The sequence below is a fragment of the Acetobacter farinalis genome (assembly GCF_011516935.1).
GTDB classification, from domain to species: Bacteria; Pseudomonadota; Alphaproteobacteria; order Acetobacterales; family Acetobacteraceae; genus Acetobacter; species Acetobacter farinalis.
Genome location: NZ_WOTF01000005.1, coordinates 60,013 through 85,007 on the forward strand (window position 1 = coordinate 60,013; position 24,995 = coordinate 85,007).

At 58.7% G+C, this 24,995-nt stretch carries 16 protein-coding genes and 1 CRISPR repeat array; of the genes, 13 read left to right on the forward strand and 3 right to left on the reverse strand.

The window, feature by feature from the left end; genetic code table 11:
* The first annotated feature begins 14 nt into the window (after positions 1-14).
* The 8 genes from cas3 (at position 15) to cas2e (ending at position 9,126) form a co-directional block, all read left to right on the forward strand.
* Entirely contained in the window at positions 15-2,750 is a 2,736-nt protein-coding gene (cas3, locus tag GOB82_RS07295; protein WP_166121635.1) for a CRISPR-associated helicase Cas3', read from the forward strand.
* Between the two features lie 310 nt (positions 2,751-3,060).
* Positions 3,061-4,722, forward strand: coding sequence for a type I-E CRISPR-associated protein Cse1/CasA (gene casA / locus GOB82_RS07300; RefSeq protein ID WP_166121637.1), 1,662 nt, complete (start codon positions 3,061-3,063; stop codon positions 4,720-4,722).
* Positions 4,722-5,282 carry a type I-E CRISPR-associated protein Cse2/CasB gene (gene casB, locus GOB82_RS07305; RefSeq protein WP_166121639.1) on the forward strand — a complete coding sequence of 187 codons (561 nt, stop codon included), beginning with the start codon at positions 4,722-4,724 and terminating at the stop codon, positions 5,280-5,282. Before casA ends, casB begins: the two co-directional genes overlap by 1 nt.
* An 18-nt stretch (positions 5,283-5,300) precedes the next feature.
* A complete protein-coding gene (gene cas7e, locus GOB82_RS07310; RefSeq protein ID WP_166121641.1) occupies positions 5,301-6,359 on the forward strand; it encodes a type I-E CRISPR-associated protein Cas7/Cse4/CasC in 1,059 nt (352 codons plus the stop codon).
* Between the two features lie 5 nt (positions 6,360-6,364).
* The gene (gene cas5e, locus GOB82_RS07315; protein ID WP_166121643.1) at positions 6,365-7,147 is read left to right on the forward strand and encodes a type I-E CRISPR-associated protein Cas5/CasD; all 783 of its coding nucleotides are present in this window, start codon (positions 6,365-6,367) and stop codon (positions 7,145-7,147) included.
* Complete coding sequence (gene cas6e / locus GOB82_RS07320; protein ID WP_166121646.1) at positions 7,144-7,833, forward strand: type I-E CRISPR-associated protein Cas6/Cse3/CasE; 690 nt, start codon at positions 7,144-7,146, stop codon at positions 7,831-7,833. Before cas5e ends, cas6e begins: the two co-directional genes overlap by 4 nt.
* 11 nt (positions 7,834-7,844) lie before the next feature.
* The gene (cas1e, locus tag GOB82_RS07325) at positions 7,845-8,804 is read left to right on the forward strand and encodes a type I-E CRISPR-associated endonuclease Cas1e (protein ID WP_166121648.1); all 960 of its coding nucleotides are present in this window, start codon (positions 7,845-7,847) and stop codon (positions 8,802-8,804) included.
* Positions 8,785-9,126 (forward strand): type I-E CRISPR-associated endoribonuclease Cas2e, encoded by a 342-nt coding sequence (cas2e, locus tag GOB82_RS07330; protein ID WP_166121650.1) that lies wholly within the window; start codon positions 8,785-8,787, stop codon positions 9,124-9,126. The genes cas1e and cas2e overlap by 20 nt, the downstream gene beginning before the upstream one ends.
* A 72-nt stretch (positions 9,127-9,198) precedes the next feature.
* Positions 9,199-14,168: a CRISPR direct-repeat array (repeat unit 29 nt; unit sequence GCGTTCCCCGCACATGCGGGGATGAACCG).
* Positions 14,169-14,392: 224 nt separating this feature from the next.
* Here cas2e and GOB82_RS07335 read toward each other — a convergent pair.
* The gene (locus tag GOB82_RS07335) at positions 14,393-14,818 is read right to left on the reverse strand and encodes a UrcA family protein (RefSeq protein ID WP_166121652.1); all 426 of its coding nucleotides are present in this window, start codon (positions 14,816-14,818) and stop codon (positions 14,393-14,395) included.
* Positions 14,819-14,941: 123 nt separating this feature from the next.
* Here GOB82_RS07335 and GOB82_RS07340 point away from each other — a divergent pair, with 123 nt between their 5' ends.
* On the forward strand, positions 14,942-16,360 hold the full coding sequence (locus GOB82_RS07340) for an aminotransferase-like domain-containing protein (RefSeq protein ID WP_166121654.1): 1,419 nt from the start codon (positions 14,942-14,944) through the stop codon (positions 16,358-16,360).
* Between the two features lie 33 nt (positions 16,361-16,393).
* Here GOB82_RS07340 and GOB82_RS07345 read toward each other — a convergent pair whose 3' ends face one another.
* On the reverse strand, positions 16,394-17,806 hold the full coding sequence (locus GOB82_RS07345) for a helix-turn-helix domain-containing protein (protein ID WP_166121656.1): 1,413 nt from the start codon (positions 17,804-17,806) through the stop codon (positions 16,394-16,396).
* Positions 17,807-17,934: 128 nt separating this feature from the next.
* Here GOB82_RS07345 and GOB82_RS07350 point away from each other — a divergent pair, with 128 nt between their 5' ends.
* Genes GOB82_RS07350 through acs form a run of 4 tightly spaced genes read left to right on the forward strand, consistent with a single transcriptional unit; the run spans position 17,935 to position 23,686 of the window.
* Positions 17,935-19,497 carry an MmgE/PrpD family protein gene (locus GOB82_RS07350; protein ID WP_166121658.1) on the forward strand — a complete coding sequence of 521 codons (1,563 nt, stop codon included), beginning with the start codon at positions 17,935-17,937 and terminating at the stop codon, positions 19,495-19,497.
* Between the two features lie 43 nt (positions 19,498-19,540).
* Entirely contained in the window at positions 19,541-20,707 is a 1,167-nt protein-coding gene (prpC, locus tag GOB82_RS07355) for a bifunctional 2-methylcitrate synthase/citrate synthase (RefSeq protein WP_166121660.1), read from the forward strand.
* On the forward strand, positions 20,704-21,642 hold the full coding sequence (gene prpB, locus GOB82_RS07360; protein WP_166121662.1) for a methylisocitrate lyase: 939 nt from the start codon (positions 20,704-20,706) through the stop codon (positions 21,640-21,642). The genes prpC and prpB overlap by 4 nt, the downstream gene beginning before the upstream one ends.
* A 46-nt stretch (positions 21,643-21,688) precedes the next feature.
* A complete protein-coding gene (gene acs / locus GOB82_RS07365) occupies positions 21,689-23,686 on the forward strand; it encodes an acetate--CoA ligase (protein ID WP_166121664.1) in 1,998 nt (665 codons plus the stop codon).
* 253 nt (positions 23,687-23,939) lie between these two features.
* Here acs and GOB82_RS07370 read toward each other — a convergent pair whose 3' ends face one another.
* Positions 23,940-24,737, reverse strand: coding sequence for an acid phosphatase (locus tag GOB82_RS07370; RefSeq protein ID WP_166121666.1), 798 nt, complete (start codon positions 24,735-24,737; stop codon positions 23,940-23,942).
* Positions 24,738-24,995 lie beyond the last annotated feature (258 nt).

The following is a 24,995-nucleotide window of genomic DNA, read 5'->3' on the forward strand; positions in this document are numbered from 1 at the left end:
AAGAGGGGCGGGCTATGTCGGGCATTGCAGATGATGGTGGTTTGAGATTTTTCTGGGGCAAGGCACGCCCTGTGCAACTGGCGCAAGACACCGGCTTTTTAATGCACCCGCTTATTGCCCACATGCTGGACGTGGCGGCGGTGGCAATCCTGTTGCCCGGCAGTGAGCGTCTGGGGCTGGATTATCGGCAACTGGGAATGCTGGTGGCGCTGCATGATATTGGCAAGCTGGTGCCGGGGTTTCAGGCCAAAGTTCCGGAATGCTGGCCGGAACAGGCGTTGGGGGCTTACCCGGAGAGAGCCACGTCATCACGCCATGATAGCGATGGTCTGGCTCTTCTGGACCATGTCTGTCAGGACGCACTGGCTCCCCTTTTTGGAGTGGATGCCGAAGGAAATTCCTGGCTGCCTGACGAAAAGAGCCGAGTAGGGCGCGCCATAGCCGGACACCATGGGGCACCGGTTTCCGCAATTGAAGACAGAGCGCGTAAAGCTGATATCAAGGTGATCGCGCCATATGCCCGTAAACTTGTCAGCCTTTTGTTTGATCTTTTCCGGCCGCCACCCATACCGCCTTATCTTGCGGCTGAGGCTCTGCTGCAACTGGAGTGGCGGCTTGCCGGGTTGACGGTACAGGCGGACTGGATCGGCTCCCGGCAGGAGTGGTTTCCATATGTCTCGCCGGATGATGTTGCAGATGCTTCCGGTTATTTCTGGAATCACGCGCTGCGGCATGCACAGGCGGCCATCGTGCGTGCAGGGCTTGCTCCTGTCAGCGCGTCACCCTTTCAGGGGATTGCGCATCTGTTCCCGCATATCAGGACGCCATCACCTGTTCAGGCTCTGATGGAAGTCGCGTCCCTACCGACCGGCCCGACGCTGGTTGTTATTGAGGACATGACGGGTTCAGGCAAGACGGAAGCGGCACTGGTGGCGGCGCATCGGTTGATGGCGGCGGGGCGGGCAAACGGCCTGTTTGTTGCGCTGCCAACCATGGCCACAGCCAATGCCATGTTTGATCGGCTGGCTATGGCGTACCGCAGCCTGTTCCAGCCTTCCTCTCACCCCTCTCTTGCGCTGGCGCACGGGCGTGCCTTGCTTGATGAGCGCTTTGTCTCGGTGCTGGCGCCTGAGGATGCTCTGGAGGGCGCAGCCTTGAAAACGGACCGTGCTGAGGCCGCCGAAGTGTGCTGTTCAGCGTGGCTGGGGAGTGAATCGCGCAGGGCACTGCTCGCGCAGGTGGGTGTCGGCACGATTGATCAGGCGTTGATGGCGGTCCTGCCGGTCCGGTTTGCCACCATGCGGCAGGCCGGGCTCGCCGGAAAGGTGCTGCTGGTGGATGAATGCCATGCTTATGATCCGTACATGCAGGAAGAAATGGCCGCCCTGCTGCGCTTTCATGCGGCCATGGGCGGTTCTGCCATTCTTCTTTCCGCAACGTTGACCCGTGCTGTACGCCAGAAGCTCGCAGCGGCTTTCAGAGAAGGCTTGCGTCAGGAAGACCCTGCGGAGCTGTCCAGCACGGCCTATCCGCTTGTGACCCTTGTGGGGCAGGTAGGGGCGGAAGAACTGCCCTGCGCTCCGCGGGCCGGGCTGGAACGGACCATTGCGGTAAGGCAGGTCTGTGACGAGGCGTCTGTTATGACGGAAATCGTGAGTGCGGCATGCAAGGGGGCTGCGGTCGCATGGGTGCGCAATACGGTGGATGATGTGATTGCCTCGGCAAAAGCCCTTAAGGAAAAAGGGATCGAGGCCATGGTCTTTCATGCCCGTTTTGCCATGGTGGATCGTCTGGCTATTGAGCGTTCGGTACTTGCCCGCTTCGGAAAGGACAGCACAGCGCCAGACCGGGCCGCAGTGCTGGTGGCCAGTCAGGTTATTGAACAGTCTCTGGATCTGGATTTTGATGTGCTCTGCACAGATCTCGCCCCCATGGATCTGATCATTCAGCGGGCTGGCAGGCTTCGTCGCCATAAGCGGGATGAGCGGCCTGTTGAGCGTGATGAAATCTGCCTTTTCTCACCTGATCCTGTTGAAGACCCAGATCCAAAATGGATCAGCCGGGTTCTGCCTGGCACCGCCGCTGTTTATCGTGATGCTGCCCTTTTATGGAGAACTGCAAGAGCCTTGAAGCGCGCAGGTGCCATACGAAGCCCTGACTCTGTGCGTACCTTAATTGAGGAAGCTGGTGAGACAATTGAGGAAGCTGGTGAGACGTCCGATGTGCCGGCTGGCCTGACGGGTGCCGCCAGGGATGTTGAAGGGAAAGGGCGTGCGGCCCGTGGTGCTGCTGCCCGAAATGTTCTGAATTACCTCACTGGATATGCTCCGGAGGGGGCTTTGTGGGAGCGCGACATACGAACACCCACACGGCTTGAAGAGCGCCCGTCTGTTACGGTGCGTCTCGGTGTCATGAGGGGCGGGGAGGTTGTGCCCTGGGCCGCGTTGAAGGACAGCACGCTTGCGGCACCACATGAGAAGAAGCGCGCCTGGGCACTTTCTGAGGTTTCCGTGGCGCGTCATACCCTTGCGGCGTGTCCTGTCTCGGAAGACCGGAAGGCTGCGGTCGCTGCGGCCCGGTCTGACTGGTCTCGCTGGGAGCGGGAGGCGGAAGACCTTTATCTGCTGTTGATTCTGGAAGAGGCAGGAGAGGGATGGGAAGGGGCGGGCTGTAGCGAGCAGGGGCGAGATATTGTGGTCAGATATGATCAGCAGTATGGTCTGCTCATCGTTCCCGCCTTGGCGGGATGAACCGTCTTGAGCCGTAGGCCGGTTTATGTTCCCTGCGTAAGCAGGGATTTAAAAAATAAGAAGTCTTGAGCCGTAGGCTTAATTAGGTTGATTCGGTTTGCGAATCGGTTTAAACAAAAACAGCCACCCCAAGCGAGCTTGAGGTGGCGGGAAGGAAAATTAAAGGGAGGAGCGTAACGTGCGATACACGTTTGCGAGAAGAGTATAAGGGGCAATTATGTCCCCTAAGACTAATAACCCTGCCTGTCAGATTGCAGCTGATAGGCAGGGCCATATTATATAATTATTTCAAATTAGGATGTCTAATTAAATGACGGCGTCTGAATTTTTCAATCTCATTACAGACGCATGGTTGCCAGTCCTCCATAAATCCGGCGCACGGAGCGTCATTCGCCCCGCCCAGATTGTAGAGGGATTGAAAGACGATCCGATTATCGGATTTTCCTGGCCGCGTGCGGACTTTCGGGTCGCCACCTTTGAATTTCTGATCGGCCTTGTGGCCACAGCGTGCCCGCCAACAGGCAACCGGGCGTGGTTGCAGGGGTGGAATACGCCGCCTTCTGTCGAAAAGCTGGATGAAGCCTTTGCGGCTGTTACCGATGCATTCTGGCTGGATGGCCCCGGCCCACGTTTTCTTCAGGATTTTGAAGATCTTCAGAGCGGACAGGAGCTTATCGAACGGCTGCTGATTGAGGCACCGGGGGAAAGCACTGTCAAACGCAATGCCGATCTTTTTGTCCATCGGGGGCAGGTGGAGCGTCTGGGGCGGGGTGCTGCGGCAATGGCGCTGTTCACCCTGCAATCTTGGGCGCCAAGTGGCGGCGCAGGGAATATGACAGGCCTGCGCGGTGGTGGTCCGCTGACTACTCTTGTGCTCCCCTCGGAAGAGGCCAGCGTGTGGGAGATTGTCTGGGCGAATGTTCCTGAAGGTCCCCCCGCAAAAGAGGGCGATATAAAAACAGTTTTCCCATGGATGGCCCCCACGGTGGTGTCGGGCAAAGAGGGAACGGATGTGCGGGCAACAGAGAACGCGCACCCGCTGCAATGCTGGTGGGGTATGCCAAGGCGCATCCGCCTCGATTTTGAGACTGTTGAAGAGGGTACCTGTGATCTGACAGGGCAACCGGATGACCGCTTGGTGTCGGGATGGCGCCAGCGGCCCTACGGCCCGAAATATGCCGACTGGATTGGCATGCCGTATGGAGCGGGCGGGACCATTCACCCCCTTACACCGCGCTACCGGCAAAAGGACGGAGCCGAATGGCTGGCCGTTCATCCGCAGCCGGGGGGGATTGGCTATCGGCACTGGACCGGCGTTGTGGTGGAAAGTGCTGATGGGAACAGGCTTCCGGCAAGCTGTGTTGTCAACTGGCGGGGGGCACGCGCGCTGAATACATGCCTTTCACAACAGCCCCGCCTGCTGGCGGCGGGATTTGATATGGATAACATGAAAGCCCGCGGCTTTGTGGAAAGCGAGATGCCGCTCCCCGGCGCTCAGAATGAGGAGCGCCAGAAGGATCTGAACGCATTGGCGTGCCTCTGCGTAAGCGTTGCAACGCAGATTGCTGATATCCTGCGCGGGAGTGTGCGTGAGGCCCTGTTTGGGAAAGGCACTGTTTCTGTCGATGTAACGCTGCTCTCCAACGTGCGTGAGCGCTTCTGGGCAGAAACAGAAGGGCCGTTTTTCACCCTGATGCAGAAAGCTTCGGGTGTTGAAGATGAAAGCAATGATGAGACATTCAAGGCATCATGGCTCCGCACCCTCGCACAGGCCGCAATGCGGGAGTTTGATAGCACTGTCATTCTGGAAGCCGATACGGGCATGACAGAAGCCAGGCGTTCCGCACTGGCGCGCAGGCGGCTGGGGGCTGCCGTATCAGGAGGGGGGAAAGAAGGAGAAAAGATTATGTCGAGTCTGGGTCTTTCTCAGCTTGTCAAAAAGAAATCACGCACAGCAGGGAAGGTGTCCTGATGTCTCTCAATGATAAGGAAAGCGTGCGCCAGATTGTGCTCTGGTGGCAGGGCTTGCAGCCTGACCCGGATAAAAAGCAACAGGGCAACCGTGGTGCACTGGCGCGCTTGCGGCGCTGTGCAAGCGTGACAGAAGCTCTGTTCGAACCGGAAACACAGGCGCTTGTACGGAACTGTGGTGGCAAGGGAGATTTCGAACTGTGCCGTCTGGCACTGGTGGCGGCTGTTCTGGCGCATGTGCGCAGGAACGCTCCGGGCCTGCCTGTGGCGCGGCAGATTGGCCCTGTTGATACGCATGATGATGCCGCAGCTCTGTGTAAACCTGTCCGGTTTCGCCGGGTGCTGGATGCCGAGACTTATGATGAGTGTCTGCGTGTTTTCCGGCGGCTTGTGGTTCTCGCCGGGAACGGTGTGGACATTGCCGATCTGGCGCGCGCGCTCCTGACGTGGCCGCGGGAAGAAGCCCGTGATGATGTGGTGAGGGATAAGATCCGGCGGCAGTGGGTTTACCATTACTGGAATGCAGGTTCTCCAGACACAGTTTCCGATACGACTGTTTGATTTAAAAGGAATATTGAAATGAGCCGTTTTCTTCAGCTTCATCTTTTGACGTTCTACCCGCCTTCCAACGTGAACCGTGATGACTCGGGTAACCCCAAAACCGCTACGGTAGGCGGCGTGACACGGCTGCGTATTTCCTCGCAGGCGCTCAAGCGGGCATGGCGTACCTCTGGTGTGTTTTCATCAGCTCTGGACGGCCATATGGGCCAGCGCACGACACGCCTGGGGGGCGAGGTTCTCGCGCATTTGCTTGAAAACAAGGTGGATGAGAAAAAAGCTGTTTCCATCGCACGCGAGATTGCAGGCGTTTATGGCAAGGTAAAGGGCGAGAAGGATGAGCATCCCACCCGCACCGAACAGCTTGTGTTTGTGTCCCCCTCTGAACGGGAGGCCGCCTTTGAGGTTGCTGATCGTCTGGCGGCAGGGGAAAAAATTGACCTGAAAAAAGAGCAGGATGCGCTGCTGCATCGTGCGGATTCTGCAGCAGATATTGCTCTGTTCGGCCGCATGCTGGCCAGTGCGCCCGCCTTCAACCGTGAAGCAGCGGTGCAGGTGGCCCATGCCATCACCACCCATCGGGTTACGGTTGAGGATGATTATTATACAGCCATTGATGATCTAAAGGATGACGCAGAGGATGCCGGTGCGGGCTTCCTTGGGGAGGCTGGTTTCGGATCAGGCGTATTTTACCTCTATCTCAGCATCAATCGTGACCTTCTGAAGAAAAACCTTGGTGGCGAGAGTGAAACCGGCGTGGCGGAAGCGGCTCTTGGCGCTCTGGCTGAAGCCGCGATGACAGTCTCCCCGTCCGGCAAGCAGAACAGTTACGCTGCTCTGGCTCGTGCGGGCTATGCGCTGGTGGAAAAGGGGAACGCCCAGCCCCGTACGCTGGCGGGTGCGTTCGCGCGGCCCGTGGGTGGGGCAGATCTGATGGCAGAGTCCATTAAAGCTCTTAAGGACTTCCGTGCAGAACTGACGCGTGTTTACGGAGCCGGTGCGGATGAGACATGTGAGCTGGCGCTGGGAGACAAGAAGAGTGCCACGCTGGCTGATATTGTCACCTTCTGCCGGACCTGAGCAGCATGGGGCATTTTCTGACATTTGCCATGGTCGCCCCTATGGCATCGTTCGGTACCCTCGCTGTTGGTGAGCGACGGGACGGAGCGGACCGGCCAGCACGCTCTGCCGTGCTGGGGCTGGTGGGGGCCTGTCTGGGCGTTGCGCGTGAAGATGAAGCAGACCAGAGCGCTCTGGCTGAGGGCTATGGCCTTGCGGTGCTGTGTCATGCGCACGGTCGTCTGCTGACGGATTATCATACGGCCCAGACAGCACCTTCGCGGCGGAACTGGCGCCCGGCAACGCGCGCGCAGGAACTGGCCGAGGCGCAGGGTGAACTGGCCACAATCCTTTCACGCCGGGATTACCGGACGGGAAGCTGGTATCTGGGGGCTTTGTGGATAAGGGGGGATGCACCGCGCTGGTCTCTTGAGGAGATACAGGGGGCGATGCGGGAGCCTGTTTTCACGCCATCGCTGGGGCGCAAATCCTGCCCTCTCGGGCTTCCGCTTGACCCGGATCTGGTGGAGGGAGAGAGCGCGACAGCCGTTCTTCTGGCGCGCCAGAAGAGTGGGCGGGAAGGCACTTTGCCTGCACGCTTCGGCCTGTTTCGGGATCAGTTAACAGGGCGGGACATGCGCACGGAGACGCTGGTTGTGCTGGATGCGGCAGATGTGGCCGAGCATGGCGCGGGGCATAGCGTTATGCGGCGTGAAATGCGGCGCGACCAGCCGCTTTCGCGCGCGCGGTGGCAATTCGGGCTGCGTGAGGAAGCCTTGCTTCTGTGCGCGAAAGGAGCGGAAGCATGAGTGCGGGTTTTCTGTCTCGTATAGCCCTGCGGCGTGATGCGTCCGTACAGGCCATTGCCCGGCTTCTGGTGCCGCAGGGGGAGGGGCTTCAATATGCTGCCGCGCATCATCTCCTCTGGTCCCTGTTTGGGGACGACCCTGACCGTGCACGTGATTTTCTGTGGCGGCAAACAGAGCCGGGGCATTTCATGGTGCTCTCTCACAGGGAACCTGCTGACAGCCACGGGCTGTTTGACATCGAAAGTCGGGAATTTGCACCGCGCCTGAAAGAGGGGAGCCGGCTACGCTTCCTTTTGCGCGCCAACGCGACGGTTGACCGGAAGACGCCGGGGCGTGTGCGCAGCCAACGGCATGATGTTGTGATGGATGCCTTGCACAAAATTCCATCGGATGATCGGGCTGCTGTGCGTGATGGGGTGGTGCTTACCGCCATGACAGCATGGCTGGAACGGCAGGGCCAACGCGCCGGTTTTGAACTGGACGCGGGGGCTCTGGGCATTGAGGGGTGTGACGTGTTGCGTATTCCGCGTGCGCGCGGGCAGGGGAAGGCAACCTTCGGTGTGGTGGATGCCACGGGTGTGCTGCGTGTGACAGATCCTGCCCTTTTTACGCCGGTTCTCATGCAGGGGTTTGGGCGCGCGCGTGCCTTTGGGTGTGGGTTGATGCTTATCCGTCCAGCCCACTGAAAGGATAAATCATGTCCCGCCCGATGCCGGGGCTGCCACCGCCCCGGCCTATACCGTTGAAAGAGCGTTCCTCAATTCTGTTCGTGGCAATGGGCCAGCTTGATGTGCTGGATGGTGCGTTTGTTCTGCTCGACCAGAACGGTGTGCGCACGCATATCCCTATAGGTGGGATTGCGTGCCTCATGCTGGAACCCGGTACACGCGTCAGCCACGCAGCGGCGGCCCTGGCCGCACGTGCTGGCACCTTGCTGATCTGGGTGGGGGAGGCGGGAGTGCGTCTGTACGCGTCGGGTCAACCGGGCGGCGCGCGGGCGGACAGGCTGCTTTTTCAGGCGCGGCTTGCGCTTGATGATACGGCGCGCCTGAATGTCGTGCGCAAGATGTATGCGCTGAGGTTTGGGGAAGATGCTCCGGAAAAGCGGTCTGTGGACCAGCTTCGCGGCATAGAAGGGGCACGTGTGCGCGAGACATATCGCCTGCTGGCCAGTTCTTACGGTACCGACTGGGATGGCCGCCGATACGATCCGCATGAATGGGATACAGCGAATGTGGTTAATCGCTGCCTTTCCGCCGCGACAGCGGCACTTTACGGCATCACGGAGGCCGCCATTCTGGCCGCGGGGTATGCACCGGCAATAGGTTTTCTGCACACCGGTAAACCGCAGAGTTTTGTTTACGATATTGCTGATATTGTAAAATTTGAAGGTGTGGTGCCTGAAGCATTTCGTGTGGCTGCGGCAGTGCAGAGGGACCGCCCGCTGGACGGCCAGAGGGTGACGGACCCGGTAGCGGCTGTGCGGCATCGGTGCCGGGACCAGTTCCGCAAGACAAATATTCTGGGGCGGCTCATTCCCATGATTGAGGAGGTCTTGGCGGCAGGCGGGTTAGAACCGCCCCCTGCGCAGAAAGAAGCAATGCCCATTGCGTTTGCAGATCCGAAAGGGCTGGGTGATGCTGGTCATCGTGGTTGAATGTGCTCCGCCGCGTTTGCGTGGGCGACTGGCCGTATGGCTGCTTGAGGTTCGTGCCGGGGTTTATATCGGCCAGTACGGGCGGCGTGTGCGTGAGATGATATGGGGGCAGGTTTGCGCGTATATTGAAGACGGCAATGCGGTTATTGCATGGGCAGCCCCCAATGATGCCGGGTTTGAATTTGATACCTGCGGGAAGAACCGCCGTGTTCCTGTGGATCTTGATGGCCTGCGCCTTGTAGCGTTCGGCCCTGAAGCGGCTCTCCCCACACAACCCGGCCCGGCGGCAATGACGCTTCCGCGCCGGCGCGGAAGAGGGTAAATAACACCTCTAGAGATTGGTAGATTCTTTGACAGTCAAATAATGATTTGAAATCAATGCGTTCCACGAAGAGCGTTCCCCGCACATGCGGGGATGAACCGGGAGAGGACGGCACAGAGGCCATTCAGAAGGCGCGTTCCCCGCACATGCGGGGATGAACCGCGCAGTTCTGCCGGGTGCGTCATTGCCCGGTGGCGTTCCCCGCACATGCGGGGATGAACCGGAGAGGGGGAGCAGTAGCGCCGCACCGCGAGCGCGTTCCCCGCACATGCGGGGATGAACCGGATATGGATACCGGCGGAAGGTTTTTGCAAAAGCGTTCCCCGCACATGCGGGGATGAACCGGGCAGGAGAGTGACGAGGAACTTGCTCTAACCGCGTTCCCCGCACATGCGGGGATGAACCGCAGTATCGCGGGCAACGGGCCGAAGTGCCGTTGCGTTCCCCGCACATGCGGGGATGAACCGAATCATGTCCTATGTAAACCCTGCCCTTGTCAGCGTTCCCCGCACATGCGGGGATGAACCGTCTGACAGCATTGGCTCTGATCTTGACCTTGGGCGTTCCCCGCACATGCGGGGATGAACCGTCCTCGGGATACTGGTCAGCCATTAGTAATCCGCGTTCCCCGCACATGCGGGGATGAACCGATGCACTCTTCGCCCATCTTGTCCGTGAGCGCGCGTTCCCCGCACATGCGGGGATGAACCGCCTTCTCTGCCTGATCGTGGAAAGGCGAATGAGCGTTCCCCGCACATGCGGGGATGAACCGGCCATTGACGCTCGGGTTCTGGCTGTCGAGCCGCGTTCCCCGCACATGCGGGGATGAACCGGCCGCGATCTGGCAGGGATTGGCTTTCGGCTGGCGTTCCCCGCACATGCGGGGATGAACCGACGCTGGCGACGTAATGGATTTTCTGGGGTATGCGTTCCCCGCACATGCGGGGATGAACCGTCGTCTCGGGCGCAGCAGATACTCGGCCCCGAGCGTTCCCCGCACATGCGGGGATGAACCGTCTCTCGGGCTTACCGACCAGAACGTAGGGGAGCGTTCCCCGCACATGCGGGGATGAACCGGACGAAACGCCATGAAATACGGATACGCCAGAGCGTTCCCCGCACATGCGGGGATGAACCGCCGCAGGCGCAGCAGGAGCGGGAGCCGCAGGCGCGTTCCCCGCACATGCGGGGATGAACCGATGGGCGCTGCGGGCGCGGCCACGAACATGATGCGTTCCCCGCACATGCGGGGATGAACCGGTCGTTATCTTTGGGCACCACCGCGAACCTATGCGTTCCCCGCACATGCGGGGATGAACCGCTGACCGTAAAAGCCTTTCTGCCCTCTGAACTGCGTTCCCCGCACATGCGGGGATGAACCGGACTAGCTATAGACCCGTTTATCGTCCAGATAGCGTTCCCCGCACATGCGGGGATGAACCGATTTGGTTTTCATCCGCACGGATCAGACCGCGGCGTTCCCCGCACATGCGGGGATGAACCGCCATTTGCTAAAGGGGCGCAAGTCTGTCCCGGGCGTTCCCCGCACATGCGGGGATGAACCGGCAGATAATCCTTATCTGCACGCCCGGCAGGAGCGTTCCCCGCACATGCGGGGATGAACCGTCATACGCTCACACAGGGCATTTCCACAACAAGCGTTCCCCGCACATGCGGGGATGAACCGCTACCCACCCCTTCACAGCCATCCAGATGTAAGCGTTCCCCGCACATGCGGGGATGAACCGGTAAATAATACCCGCCGTAACTTTCTAAAAGCGCGTTCCCCGCACATGCGGGGATGAACCGGAAACGCATAACGTCAGGGATAAACTGTGGGTGCGTTCCCCGCACATGCGGGGATGAACCGGTTGCCGCTAATGCTGCTGCCGGTCTGATTTCGCGTTCCCCGCACATGCGGGGATGAACCGGCTGAGGATCAGTTTGTGGTGCTGATCCCATAGCGTTCCCCGCACATGCGGGGATGAACCGTTGACAATTACGCCTGATTTAGCTGATTACATGCGTTCCCCGCACATGCGGGGATGAACCGGGCTTCATTTTACGCTGCTTGCGAACGGAATAGCGTTCCCCGCACATGCGGGGATGAACCGGTTGCTGTTAGCCGTAATGGCGCTTCATGCAAGCGTTCCCCGCACATGCGGGGATGAACCGGTGCGCTTTATATACAAGCTGCGCCGCTCCGAGCGTTCCCCGCACATGCGGGGATGAACCGGATACTGGGGATCGGGTCGTTTTCGTAAAAGAGCGTTCCCCGCACATGCGGGGATGAACCGTTCGTCTATTGTTGAACACTCTAGGTGTCGAAGCGTTCCCCGCACATGCGGGGATGAACCGAGGCTTGATTGCCTCTCTGAAAATAGATATACGCGTTCCCCGCACATGCGGGGATGAACCGGCAAACATTAGCGTTATTAGAATCCCATCTTAGCGTTCCCCGCACATGCGGGGATGAACCGGAACATGCTGTGGATATTGCAGATGGTAAATTGCGTTCCCCGCACATGCGGGGATGAACCGGTGTAGGTATCGGCGCGAAGTTCGTCCTCGCTGCGTTCCCCGCACATGCGGGGATGAACCGCAGGGAAACGCTTACTCGTTAATTCTGACTTAGCGTTCCCCGCACATGCGGGGATGAACCGTTAGACAATGGCGTCCCCGGTTCCGCTGGCGGGCGTTCCCCGCACATGCGGGGATGAACCGTTCTTGGCGCAGTTGCGTATGGGTTTTGGAGTGCGTTCCCCGCACATGCGGGGATGAACCGGTCACTAGACGGCGCACCAAAACGAGAGGGAGGCGTTCCCCGCACATGCGGGGATGAACCGGCATGAGAACGGGTTTCTTGCATCCTCTGGCGGCGTTCCCCGCACATGCGGGGATGAACCGCCGTTTCACCGTATCGGCTTTTTGTAATGCAAGCGTTCCCCGCACATGCGGGGATGAACCGCTGCTGAAACGGGCTGTTAATAAGCGGATGAGGCGTTCCCCGCACATGCGGGGATGAACCGCAGCGTTTGACAGCATCCTGACCAGTGCGCAGGCGTTCCCCGCACATGCGGGGATGAACCGCATCACTAGATTTCCAACCGGCGTCACAAATAGCGTTCCCCGCACATGCGGGGATGAACCGCCGTAGCTACGCGAGAAAACAGGTCTTGGTAAGCGTTCCCCGCACATGCGGGGATGAACCGACCTCGGACTGCTGTCTCCTTTGCGTGCTCCTGCGTTCCCCGCACATGCGGGGATGAACCGCCAAAATCCTTGGTAACATGGGTTAAAAATAAGCGTTCCCCGCACATGCGGGGATGAACCGGGTACAGTTCAGGGTTAGCGTATCGCCACCAAGCGTTCCCCGCACATGCGGGGATGAACCGCCAGCGCGATATGAATCCACGGCCACCCACAGGCGTTCCCCGCACATGCGGGGATGAACCGATATGGCAGGCATCCCACCAGAGGCCACGGAAGCGTTCCCCGCACATGCGGGGATGAACCGGCATAACGTCTCGCCATTCTCAAACCGCTTTAGCGTTCCCCGCACATGCGGGGATGAACCGCCGTCCGAATTTTCCCGGTGTTTGCAATTACCGCGTTCCCCGCACATGCGGGGATGAACCGCTAACAACATGATTGCTGAGTATTACGGAGAGGCGTTCCCCGCACATGCGGGGATGAACCGCTGCTTTACTAGGCGTTTACGGTGAACCATAAGCGTTCCCCGCACATGCGGGGATGAACCGCGGCTGGCGCAGATGCGGCCGGAGCTGGTGAAGCGTTCCCCGCACATGCGGGGATGAACCGGCTGAGCAGGTGCTTTCTGCTGCCCTTACTGCGCGTTCCCCGCACATGCGGGGATGAACCGCAAAAAACCGTTTTTCTTAAAAAAGTCCGGCGGCGTTCCCCGCACATGCGGGGATGAACCGGCGCATGTCCTTACGACCGTAATAGGAGCATGGCGTTCCCCGCACATGCGGGGATGAACCGAGAACGTCTATCATCTGATTGTTTCTTTCCCAGCGTTCCCCGCACATGCGGGGATGAACCGGAATACAGGACACCGTTACCGAGCCTAACCCAGCGTTCCCCGCACATGCGGGGATGAACCGATTTCCTGCTCGGTCTTGTCCATGCTGATTGCGCGTTCCCCGCACATGCGGGGATGAACCGCCCATGATGTAGGGCTAGGCGTTATGGCCTGGGCGTTCCCCGCACATGCGGGGATGAACCGGGGAACGGTTCCCTTCCCGGTGAGGTTCCGACGCGTTCCCCGCACATGCGGGGATGAACCGCACGTTCTATGGCTATTTCAGAGTTTCGCTATGCGTTCCCCGCACATGCGGGGATGAACCGGTGAGGAAAGACATGATTTTGCCCGCCTATCAGCGTTCCCCGCACATGCGGGGATGAACCGGCCGGAGCAATCTGGCAGGCGAGGGCAGGGGTGCGTTCCCCGCACATGCGGGGATGAACCGGCCGGATCAGGGGGAACCTGTGACGGTGCTGGGCGTTCCCCGCACATGCGGGGATGAACCGGTTGCGCGGGCGGTCTGCCAGTATCGCGGTGGGCGTTCCCCGCACATGCGGGGATGAACCGCCAAATAAGCGCGCTCATTTGTCAATCTTCGGGCGTTCCCCGCACATGCGGGGATGAACCGACGGCGACCGGCACCGTGACGGGCGAGACGGAGCGTTCCCCGCACATGCGGGGATGAACCGCAGCGTTGCTACTGAACCCGCCGGGACAGTTGGCGTTCCCCGCACATGCGGGGATGAACCCGCCCCTTCCAGCTCGTTCAGGCTTAACTGAAAGCGTTCCCCGCACATGCGGGGATGAACCGTCCGCAGTTTTAACGAGTGCCATTTCTTATTTGTGTTCCCCGCACATGCGGGGATGAACCGCTGCCCGGCGGCCTGACGCTCCGGCTGCCGGAGTGTTCCCCGCACATGCGGGGATGAACCGCAAACTCCCTCACGTCCTGCCCAATCTTCTCCGTGTTCCCCGCACATGCGGGGATGCACCGGTCGGGAGCCGGGTGGCCCCCTTGAATACAGGGCGTTCCCGCACACGCAGGGATGAACCGGGTCGGGAAACACATTGTCTTGCTGCAGTTGGTTCAGTTTGTGACCTGCGCCATTTGTGCATCCCAAGGCCCGTCTGCTCCTGCAATTACGGCAAGAGGGTGCCCCAAAAGGGAGGTGGCACAGGTGTCCACCTGCAGGAAGAACAGTTTTATACGCATGGAACCTATGATTTCGGGCCAACCCAGGGGTCGAGGGCATTGGCCTGCTGGCTCAATGTCGGGCTATGCAGGGCGGCTACCGTCCGGGCAAAACTTTCGCGGTGGCAGTCCGAGTGTTTGATCAGTTCCTGTGTCGGGATGGACAGGCCATTCATGTCCCCGCAGGCTTTCAGCGCAGCCCGGTCGATCCTCACCAGCAGGCGCCGCGCCCGGGCAGGGTCTGTCAGATCCTGATGAACATATGAGACAGGGACGGGCTCAGGGCTTTCTTCGGCTTCCTGTGCCAAGGCGGGGTGATGAATGGCCATGAGAGCCATCAGCCCCCCTACGAGAGCACAAATAAGCAGCAGGACTTCCGCCATTTCCCGGATCTGGCTGGACAGGCGGCCTTCATGCTGCAAAACCGCACTGTATTTGACGGGATGTGACATAAGACGATCCTTATTGTTATAGTACAATAGAGACGAATCGATTCGATTGTTATAAATTGACAGGTCCAATAAAGAGTTCAATCATTATATTGTCCTATTCCAATTGCACGCTCGGAGACGGTTATGTGGCAACCTGAACTGCACTCAAGCCCGTTGCCCATCTATGAGCGGCTTGTTCTGGCCATGGCGTCGGATATCCAGACCGGCGAACTCCCACCGGGAACAAAGCTGCCTCCTCAGCGTGATCTGGCCTTCAGGCTCGGGATCAGTGTGGGGAGCGTGACACGCGCCTATGCCGAGGCAGAGCGCCGAGGCCTGTTGCGTGCGCATGTCGGGCGCGGGTCTTTCGTGCGGGATGCGTTGCCAGCCATGCCGGATGTCATGGCACTCGAACAGGGAGCGCCGATGGTGCGCGCCAGAAGCGGGCCGATCGAGCCGCGGTTCGACTTGCGGTGCAACACGCCCCCCTCTGTGCCCTTGATGAACAATCTGAATACCGCATTGACCACATTGGTGGCGCGTGGGGTGCTGGAGCCAGCCGTGCACTACATTCAGGGGGCTGGGCTGCCGCATGTGCGGGCGGCAGGCGCGCAATGGCTTGCCCGCCATTACGGGCTGGAGTTTGACGTAGGCAACATCATCCAGTGCAACGGCGGCCAGCACGGCATTGCACTGGCGCTCTCGTCGTTCTGCGCGCCCGGCGATACCATCCTTTGTGAATCCTCCACCTTTTACGGTGCACGAATGGCAGCCGAGCATCTCGGCCTGAAGCTGCGTGGTTTGCCGATGGATGAAAACGGCGTGTTGCCAGAGGCTGTTGATCGCGCCGCCGCCGAGACCGGAAGCCGTCTGCTCTTCACCCTGCCAACGCTGCACAACCCCACGACACGAACAATGTCGGAGCAGCGCCGGCAGGAGATCGCGGCTGTTGCGCGGGCGCGTGACATGCTCATTCTGGAAGACGATGCCTATTATGCGTATTCCAGCCGCCCGCGGCAGATTGTGTCTTACGCCCCAGAGCGGACGCTTTATCTTGCCAGCCTTTCCAAGGGCATTTGCCCGGGGCTTCGTCTGGCGTTTCTGGCGCTTCCGCCGGACATGCCACAAGAGCGGCTGATGCGGGGCATTCGCGCACTGGGGTATTGTCCGCCTGCGCTGGGCGGGCTGGTGTTCAGCCAGTGGGTGGCGGATGGCCGGATTGATGACATTGGGCACGCTGTTCAAGCTGAATCCAAGGTGCGGTGGGATATGGCTCAGGCTGAGCTGGGGGACCTTATTGCCCCAGCCGGTGCCACGCATTCCCCCCATGCCTGGCTGCCCATGCCATCGGCGCTGGATGCTGAACGGGTGACGGCACGGCTGCTGCGCGTCGGGGTTGAAATCATGCCGCCAGATGCCTCCTCGGTGTCCATGCAGGCTGATACAGGCCTGAGGCTTTGCCTGGGAGGGCCGGAGGAGCGGGACGATCTTGCCCGGGCACTCGTGGCTATTCGGGATGTGATTATGGATCACGGGCGCGCGGACCGGGACGGACTTATCTGAAATACCGCCCGCATCGCCATGTGCTGGTGCGTGTTACTCCGGATAGGCGCGATACGGCACAACACCGCGCGCATCACTCCCCGTGTCCAGCAGTCTGCCTGAAAGAGGAAGGGAGCGGTGACTACAGTTATCACGGCTACAGGCCCGACACCCGGGACCAATCGGAATAACAAGACTATGGTCACTCAGGTTCAGGCCGTCAGCATAGACCGTCTGGGCCGCATCTTTGATGTGGCACCCCAGCACAATGGCGCTCTGGCGCGGTCTATCCGTATAAGTGCGGCCTTCATGTGAGACTGTGCGGGCAACATTCAGGTAAATCGTCTCATCTGTTGTTTGCGAAAGCTGCACCTGAACCTGCCCGGGCGTTGCAAATGCGCGGAAAATATTCCAGAGCGGGCAGGGGCCGCCAAAGCGCGCCTGTGAAAAACGGTTGGCGGAGAAACTTTTCAGAATATTTCCGGCAATATCAAGTTTCAGGAAATAAAAGGGGATTCCTTCGGAACCGGGGCGCTGCAACGTGCTTAACCGGTGGCTGACCTGCTCAAAACTCACACCGAAATGGCGGCGGATGCATTCCACATCATAGCGCGTGGTCTGAGCTGTCTTTAAAACCCTTTCATACGGCAGCAGAAGGGCTCCGGCGAAGTAATTACCCAGATAAACCCGGGCAAGCTGAAACGAATTTTTGTCTTTTGGTGCTGAACGTTTCAGAATTCTGGTCATGAGCTTGTCGTAATTAAGCTGCCCGATAATCTGGGCAAGGTAGAACAGGCGGCTTTCCTGCGGTTGGTTGTAAGGCAGCACAATCGCGTTGCGTTGCTTGTCAATGCGCCAGACAAGTCCTTGCTGTTCCATTTCCAGATCATGCGTTATGGCTAATCCGTGCTGTTCCAGAAGGAAGGCTGTCAAGGCAGGTTCCAGCCCATCCTTGTGTTCGGGAAGTTTTTCGTAAAAAGCCTCGGCTGCGCAATCAAGTTCATGAAAATAATTGTTTTTTTCCTGAACCCAGTTCCCCACAACATCGTAAGGCTCCAGCGGAGAGCCGTCCGGCGGGCTGAACGGTGCGCGCTGCTGCTCGAACGTATAGGCCCGATACAGGGTGAGAAACGCATCGCATAATGCGGGAGACTGCCGCGCTGCATCGGCCATATGTGCCAGTGTCAGCGGGCCATCCTTGAACACCGGATCTGCCATGGTTTCGCGCAGGGCCTGAACCCTGTGGGCTTCGCGCGTATCATTAAACCACGCAGGCGTCAGGCCGTAATGCTCACAGATAAGGTGCAGCAGGCGGTCGGGCAGGGGGCGGTGGTTGCGCTCAAGCTGGTTGAGGTAACTGGGCGAGATGCCCAGCCGCAATGCGAGAGCCTGTTGGGTCAGGTCATCGCGCTTGCGCAATTCCCGCAGGCGCTGCCCGGCAAAGAGCTTGGAGCGACTTACCGGCATGGCAAAACTTTGCAAACTTCGCAAATTTGCAAAATTCCTTCGCTTCTTTCCACTCTTATCCCTCTCCTGATTTTTGGTTTTGTTTGTCAGACTGCTTGCAGCTTCTTAGCAAGATCAGGAATTAAAATATGCAATACCATGATGTCCGTGTTCACCCGGAAACAGCGCGTCTGCCCCGTTCCGAGCAACTCGCATGGAAGATTGCACAGGTTGCGGCCGATCCCGTGCCTGTTGACTCTGCCGTGACAGAAATGGTTGTCAACCGGCTCATTGATAATGCATCCGTTGCGGTAGCCTCTGTCAATCGTCACTCCGTGATGAGTGCGCGGGCGGAAGCACTGGCGCACAGGCGGGACAATGGTGCCACGCTGTATGGCATGGGCCCGGATGTTCGGGTGCATGCGGAATGGGCCGCGTGGGCCAACGGAACAGCCGTGCGCGAACTGGACTATCATGACACATTCCTGGCTGCGGAATATTCACACCCCGGTGATAATCTGCCCGGCATTCTGGCCGTAGCACAGCAATGCCACCGGAGTGGGGCGGATTTCATACGGGGTGCGGCAACGGGCTATGAAATCCAGATTGATCTGGCCCGCTCCATCTGCCTCCACAAGCACAAGATTGATCATGTGGCGCATCTCGGGCCGTCAGTCGCAGCGGGTATTGGCACCCTGCTGCGTTTGCCGGCCACGGTCATCTATCAGGCCATAGGGCAGGCGTTGCATGTCACCACAGCCACGCGGCAGAGCCGCAAGGGCGAGATTTCCTCCTGGAAAGCCTACGCCCCTGCTCACGCCGGAAAAATGGCTATTGAAGCGGTTGACCGCGCCATGATGGGCGAAACCGCACCGGCTCCGATCTATGAAGGCGAAGATGGCGTCATAGCCTGGATGCTGGGGGGGAAAGACGCAATTTACAAAGTGCCGCTGCCCGCACAGGGAGAGGCAAAGCGTGCCATTCTTTCCTCCTTCACCAAGGAGCATTCAGCGGAGTATCAGAGTCAGGCCCTGATTGATCTGGCCTTTAAAATGGGCCGGAAAATCCCGGACTGGGATGCGGTGGAAGACATTCTGATCGAAACCAGCCACCATACGCATTACGTGATTGGCACAGGCTCGAACGACCCGCAGAAGTTTGACCCACATGCCTCGCGTGAGACGCTGGATCATTCCATCATGTATATCGTGGCCGTAGCCCTGCAGGATGGCGCATGGCACCATGAACGGTCTTACGCTCCGGAGCGGGCGCGGCGGGAAGATACCGTGCGGCTGTGGCGTAAAATCCGCACGGTGGAAAAACCGGAATGGACCGAACGGTACCATGATTCCAACCCGGATCGTAAAGCCTTTGGCGGGCGCATTATCATCCGGATGAAGGATGGTTCGGTGCTGGAGGATGAACTGGCTGTAGCCAATGCCCACACGCTGGGGGCAACGCCGTGGCAGCGTGTGGACTATATTCGCAAATTTCGCACTCTGGCCGATGGCATCGTGCCGAAGGAAGAAGTCACCCGCTTTCTTGAAGTGGTGCAGCGTTTGCCAGCCTTGAAGGCGGGGGAGCTCCACTCTCTGGAAATCCGTCTCCCGGCACCCAGCCTGCTTCAGAACAAGGCTGAAGGCATCTTCAATTTCGGGCAGGTCAGACCGGAAAATGAAAGTGTGAAGCCATCCGCCATTCTGGCTTCTTAAGGCCCTTCGTCATCCATAGTTTTTACGGAACAGGATAAGAACGATGACAACACACCTGCACAGAAAACCCAAGAAATCTGTGGCCCTGTCAGGAACGGTTGCAGGCAATACAGCCCTGAGCACAGTCGGCCATAGCGGCAATGACCTGCATTATCGCGGCTACGATATCAAGGATCTTGCCAGAAACTGTACGTTTGAAGAAGTCGCGCATCTTCTGATTCACGGTTATCTGCCGAACTCTCATGAACTGAGCGCCTACAGGCAGCATCTGGTGCGGCTGCGGGAAATTCCGGCGCTGGTGAAGAAGGGGCTGGAATGCCTGCCAGCGGCAACCCACCCGATGGATGTCATGCGCACGGCTGTATCCTTACTGGGCTGCGCGCTGCCCGAACGGAGTGACTGCCCTGTTGCAGGCACGCGGGAGATTGCGGACAGGCTCGTGGCCTCTCTCGGCTCCATGCTGCTTTACTGGTACCATTTCTCCACGCATGGCCGCAGGATAGAGACCTTCACGCAGGACGAGACGGTTGGGGCGCATTTTCTGCACCTTCTGCATGGAACAGCCCCACCGGATGCGTGGGTGCGAGCCATGCACACCTCTCTCATTCTGTACGCCGAGCATGAATTCAACGCATCGACGTTTACGGCCCGTGTTGTCGCTGGCACGGGGTCGGATGTCTATTCCGCCGTTGGTGGCGCGATAGGGGCCTTGCGCGGCCCCAAACATGGGGGGGCCAATGAGGTCGCTCTCGATATCCAGCAGCGTTACCACACGCCGGATGAGGCAGAGGCCGATATTTGCAGCCGCCTTGAAAACCGGGAGGTTATCATCGGGTTCGGCCACCCTGTCTATACCATTGCGGACCCGCGGAACGAGATCATCAAGGAGACGGCGCATCGGCTGTCACGCCATAATGGCACCATGCGGCTTTACCATGTTGCCGAGCGTATCGAGCGCATCATGGCAGAAAAAAAGAGCATGTTCCCCAATCTCGACTGGTTCAGTGCCGTTTCCTACCAGGCGATGGGTGTCCCGACAGCCATGTTCACGCCCCTGTTCGTGATCTCTCGTGTAACCGGGTGGTGCGCACATATCATCGAACAGCGTGAAGATGGAAAAATCATCCGTCCTTCCGCCAACTATACAGGCCCGGATAATCGTCCGTTTGTTCCACTGCGTGAGCGTGACGGGCTGGAGAATGCAGCATGACATATCTTTCAGGGCATGATGTGCCGGTGGTTCCAGCAGGCATGCGCTTTCGCGCCCTTCTGGAAAAGAAGGGAATTATGAAAATTCCCGGTGCCCATAACGGACAGGCGGCATTGCAGGCCAAAGATGCCGGGTTTGAGGCGCTCTATCTCTCAGGTGCGGCCATGTCCGCCAGCATGGGTCTGCCGGACCTTGGCATCATAACAATAGAGGATGTCTGTTTCTTCATTCGCCAGATAGCGCGTGCGTCCGGCCTGCCGCTGCTTGTTGATGGAGACACGGGATATGGCGAGACCTTGAATGTCATGCACATGGTGCGGGCGTTTGAGGATGCCGGGGCGGCAGCCGTGCATATTGAAGATCAAATCCTGCCCAAAAAATGCGGTCACCTGAATGACAAGAAGCTGGTTGCACCCGAGGATATGGCCCATAAAATTGCCGCCGCGGTGAAGGCCCGCCGCACGATGGTTGTGGTTGCCCGCACGGATGCCGCAGGCTCCGAAGGGCTGGAGGGGGCTGTTGCCCGTGCCAGACTGTACAGAGAGGCCGGGGCAGATGCTATTTTCCCCGAAGCCCTGACATCGGAAGAGATGTTCCGCGAGTTTGCCCGCCGCCTGCCTGATGTGCCTTTGCTGGCCAATATGACCGAATTTGGCCGCTCACCATTTTTCACGGCCAACCAGTTCCAGGCAATGGGATACAGTATGGTGATCTGGCCGGTGAGTTCCCTGCGTGTCGCCAATAAAGCGCAGTCCGACCTCTACCGCACCCTTGCGCTGAGGGGCAGCACGGAAGACATGCTGCCGCAGATGCAAACCCGCGAGGAACTCTACAAAACCATACGGTACTATGACTATGAAGCGCTGGATGCGAGCATTGTCGCAACAGTGCTCCCGAAAGCTGATGACGAAGAGAGACGCAGTAACGCTGCCTGACCTCTTTTTCCATTTTCTGAACAAAAGCAAGAACAGAGCGGAAGATATGTCACACACGTCATCCATCCCGGCAAGCGCTTACCACAAGCATCCGCTCCTCATGAGCGCCGAGCGCTTGCAGGTTATGCGGGATTATGCGCGTCAGGACCCCGAGGCGTTCTGGCTTGAGCAGGCGCAGCGGATCCATTGGCACCGCAAGCCAACCAAGGCTTTTCGGGGTTCATTTGATGGCGATGTCTCCATCAAATGGTATGAAGACGGCCTGTTGAATGCATCCGTTTGCTGCATAGACCGCCATCTGACGGCACGAGGGGATCAGGTAGCGCTGATCAGCCACCGGGAAGGGCGTGAGAATGCAGAAAAGCTCACCTATTGCATGCTGCATGAAAGGGTCTGCCGTCTTGCCAATGCGCTGACAGATCTGGGGGTGGAGAAAGGCCAACGGGTTGCAATCTGCCTGCCCATGATTTCTGAATCTGTTGTCGCGATGCTGGCCTGCGCCCGTGTGGGGGCGATTCATGTTGTTCTCTTCGGCGGTTTTTCTGCCGAAGGAATTGCTGATCGGCTTCATGATAGCGGTGCCGTGCTGGTTATCACTGCAAGTGAGGCAAAGCGGGGGAGCAAATCCGTTCCCTTCAAGCAGACGATGGATGAGGCCTTGCTCAAAGCGGGCAAAGACAGCACCGTGCATTCTGTTCTGGTTGTCCGGACCTCAGAGGCCGCCGTGCCTATGCTGCCCGGCCGTGATTATGATTTTCATGATTTTGTTGATTCGTTCGAGCCTGATTTCATACCCGTTGTCATGCCGGCCGAAGCACCCCTCTTCATGCTGTATACATCCGGCAGCCCGGGCAAGCCGAAGGCGGTGGTCCATACCACAGGCGGATATATGGCATGGGCGGCCTATACCATGGGCATGGTGTATACACAGCACCCCGGTGATGTGCTGTGGTGCACGGCTGATGTGGCATGGATTACAGGCCATACGTCTGTTGTTTATGGTCCTCTGGCCAATGGCGGCACAACCATGATTTCGGACAGCCTTCCCAATGCGCCCCATCCCGGTCGGTGGCTGGATCTGGTTGACGAGTATAAGGTGACAATGCTGTTCACCTCTCCCACTGCTGTAAGAGCCATGATGGCGGATGGTGATGAGGTGGCGGCAGCGCACAGCCTTGAATCACTGCGGCTGCTGGGGGTGGCGGGGGAACCTATCAGTTCGGATGTCTGGCTGTGGTATCACGATACCATCGGCCGCAAGCGGTGCCCGGTTGCGGATACCTGGTGGCAGACTGAAACCGCAGGTATTGTTCTGGGGCCAGTACCTGGCGCGCAGGCCCTCAAGCCCGGCTCCGCCAGCACACCACTGCCGGGACTTGAACTGGTGATTGCTGATCAGAAAGGGCAGATCCAGCAGAACATGGCTGAGGGGAGCCTGTGTATTGCGCGCTCCTGGCCGGGGCAGGCGCGAACCATCTGGCGTGACCATGACCGCTTTTGCAAAACCTATTTCTCCATGGTTCCGGGCTTCTATTTCACGGGGGATGGCGCGAGAAGAGACGAGGACGGCTATTACTGGATTACCGGACGGATGGATGATGTCATCAACGTTGCAGGCCACAGGCTTGGCACCGCCGAGGTGGAAGATGCCCTGGCGACGGATCATCGTCTGGTAGAAAGTGCGGCTGTTGGGGTTCCACATCCTGTCAAGGGGCAGGCGCTGGTTGTTTTTGTCATTTCACGCAAAGATGCCGTAACCCAGTTGACAGAAGCCGGTATCAAGACGCTGGTTTCTGATACGCTTGGCCGTTACGCGACACCTGAGGACGTCTATATCGTGCCGGATCTGCCCCGGACGCGCTCCGGGAAAATTGTAAGGCGACTGCTGCGCAAAATCGCGAGTGGAGAAGTCGATAACTTCGGTGATCTTTCAACCCTGACTGATCAGGATATCGTGCGGACCATTTGCAACTTTGTGCAGGATAAGAAAAAGGCGAATGCTGGCGCTTCAAAACGCCACCCGGCACATCAGGTGCGCGCCTGAAGGGGGAAGGTTATGGCGATGCGGGGGACTGACGTTTAACAGCTCTTGTGTCGCCACCTCCTCACGAAGGGTGTGACGGACGTTGTCTGGCGTTGCGACACCGGATGGTGGAGGCAGCCAGACGCGCACGAGATTAATGAAAACTGTTGATATCCCGGGAAGCATGAGTGCCTGAAGATGCGGGGCTTTTTACCTGCCTCCCGAGCAATATTTTGCCCTGCGCTCGGGGGAGGGCAGGGCAAAAGGACAGAGGTTAGGGAGCCTGTGTCAGCGGATCAGGAGAAAGACCAGCTTTTTCCACAGCGCATTCCTGCTGATTTGCCGGAGCGGAGGATGCCGCAGGCAGAGCAGCGATTTCGTCACGGGCTTCTTTCAGCACCTGAGCGTTGGCAGGGTTGCTGCTGAACTGGGTGTAGACTTCACCGCCCAGCAGGAAGCCCGTCCACACATCCGAGGCCCAATGCACGCCGCAGACAACACGGCTTTCGCCATATTCGCGCCCGCGTGCAAAAATCTGTGTTGCGTGATCCGGAAACAGGGACGCAAGCAGCAACGCGCTGGACCAGCCTGTTGTGGCGTGACCAGACGGATAAGCATAGCCCGAAGCAGCGTTTGCCGGCCTTACAGTGCAAACCGGGGCATCATTCCCGACAAAAGGACGTACTCTTTTGGTGATGTTCTTCTGTACCTTGACTGTGTCATGCACCTGATCACGGAGCGCTGAAATCAGCTTGAAGAGAGCCGGATTGCCCTCTTTCGTCAATGAGCGCCCGATGGCACAGGAAAAATCGCGCAGGAGCGCTTCAGGTTTGGAATCCGCGTCTGCATGGGCCAGAGCCCACCGCGGTGTATCTTTGAGCTTGCGCGTCTGTTCGAAAACCGTCTTGTCATAAGCCTCCATGGGGGAGCCCGCAGAGGGGACAACCGGCACCAGCAATTCTGTGCTCTCGGGAGCTGACTTGGCATATGTGGGATCTGCCCACAGACCCATGCATGTGCCGGAAAGCGTGAAAACCAGGAAGGTCCATTTGGATATCGTGGGTCGAAACATGAGTTCTGTCTCCTGGAAAGGGAATGATTGTGACGCGCTCTAAGCTCAAAAGCAGAGATTAACCCGTGATAAGGTTGATCAAATAATGACAGGAACAAAAATGCACCAAAAGGCACATTCCAGAGTGTAGACTCCTATAGACCTCTCGCTTCTCTGTTTTGCCAATCCTGTCTTTCACTCAATCTGACATTGTGGGCTCTGTAGCGTTAACTACAATCGCAACGCCAGATATCATGGTTGAGGGCTCCGGGTTCGTGA

Coding starts and splice junctions, on each gene's coding strand:
- cas3 (WP_166121635.1), top strand. CDS start 15: ATGTCGGGCATTGCAGATGATGGTGGTTTGAGATTTTTCTGGGGCAAG.
- casA (WP_166121637.1), top strand. CDS start 3,061: ATGACGGCGTCTGAATTTTTCAATCTCATTACAGACGCATGGTTGCCA.
- casB (WP_166121639.1), top strand. CDS start 4,722: ATGTCTCTCAATGATAAGGAAAGCGTGCGCCAGATTGTGCTCTGGTGG.
- cas7e (WP_166121641.1), top strand. CDS start 5,301: ATGAGCCGTTTTCTTCAGCTTCATCTTTTGACGTTCTACCCGCCTTCC.
- cas5e (WP_166121643.1), top strand. CDS start 6,365: ATGGGGCATTTTCTGACATTTGCCATGGTCGCCCCTATGGCATCGTTC.
- cas6e (WP_166121646.1), top strand. CDS start 7,144: ATGAGTGCGGGTTTTCTGTCTCGTATAGCCCTGCGGCGTGATGCGTCC.
- cas1e (WP_166121648.1), top strand. CDS start 7,845: ATGTCCCGCCCGATGCCGGGGCTGCCACCGCCCCGGCCTATACCGTTG.
- cas2e (WP_166121650.1), top strand. CDS start 8,785: ATGCTGGTCATCGTGGTTGAATGTGCTCCGCCGCGTTTGCGTGGGCGA.
- GOB82_RS07335 (WP_166121652.1), bottom strand. CDS start 14,818: ATGTCACATCCCGTCAAATACAGTGCGGTTTTGCAGCATGAAGGCCGC.
- GOB82_RS07340 (WP_166121654.1), top strand. CDS start 14,942: ATGTGGCAACCTGAACTGCACTCAAGCCCGTTGCCCATCTATGAGCGG.
- GOB82_RS07345 (WP_166121656.1), bottom strand. CDS start 17,806: ATGCCGGTAAGTCGCTCCAAGCTCTTTGCCGGGCAGCGCCTGCGGGAA.
- GOB82_RS07350 (WP_166121658.1), top strand. CDS start 17,935: ATGCAATACCATGATGTCCGTGTTCACCCGGAAACAGCGCGTCTGCCC.
- prpC (WP_166121660.1), top strand. CDS start 19,541: ATGACAACACACCTGCACAGAAAACCCAAGAAATCTGTGGCCCTGTCA.
- prpB (WP_166121662.1), top strand. CDS start 20,704: ATGACATATCTTTCAGGGCATGATGTGCCGGTGGTTCCAGCAGGCATG.
- acs (WP_166121664.1), top strand. CDS start 21,689: ATGTCACACACGTCATCCATCCCGGCAAGCGCTTACCACAAGCATCCG.
- GOB82_RS07370 (WP_166121666.1), bottom strand. CDS start 24,737: ATGTTTCGACCCACGATATCCAAATGGACCTTCCTGGTTTTCACGCTT.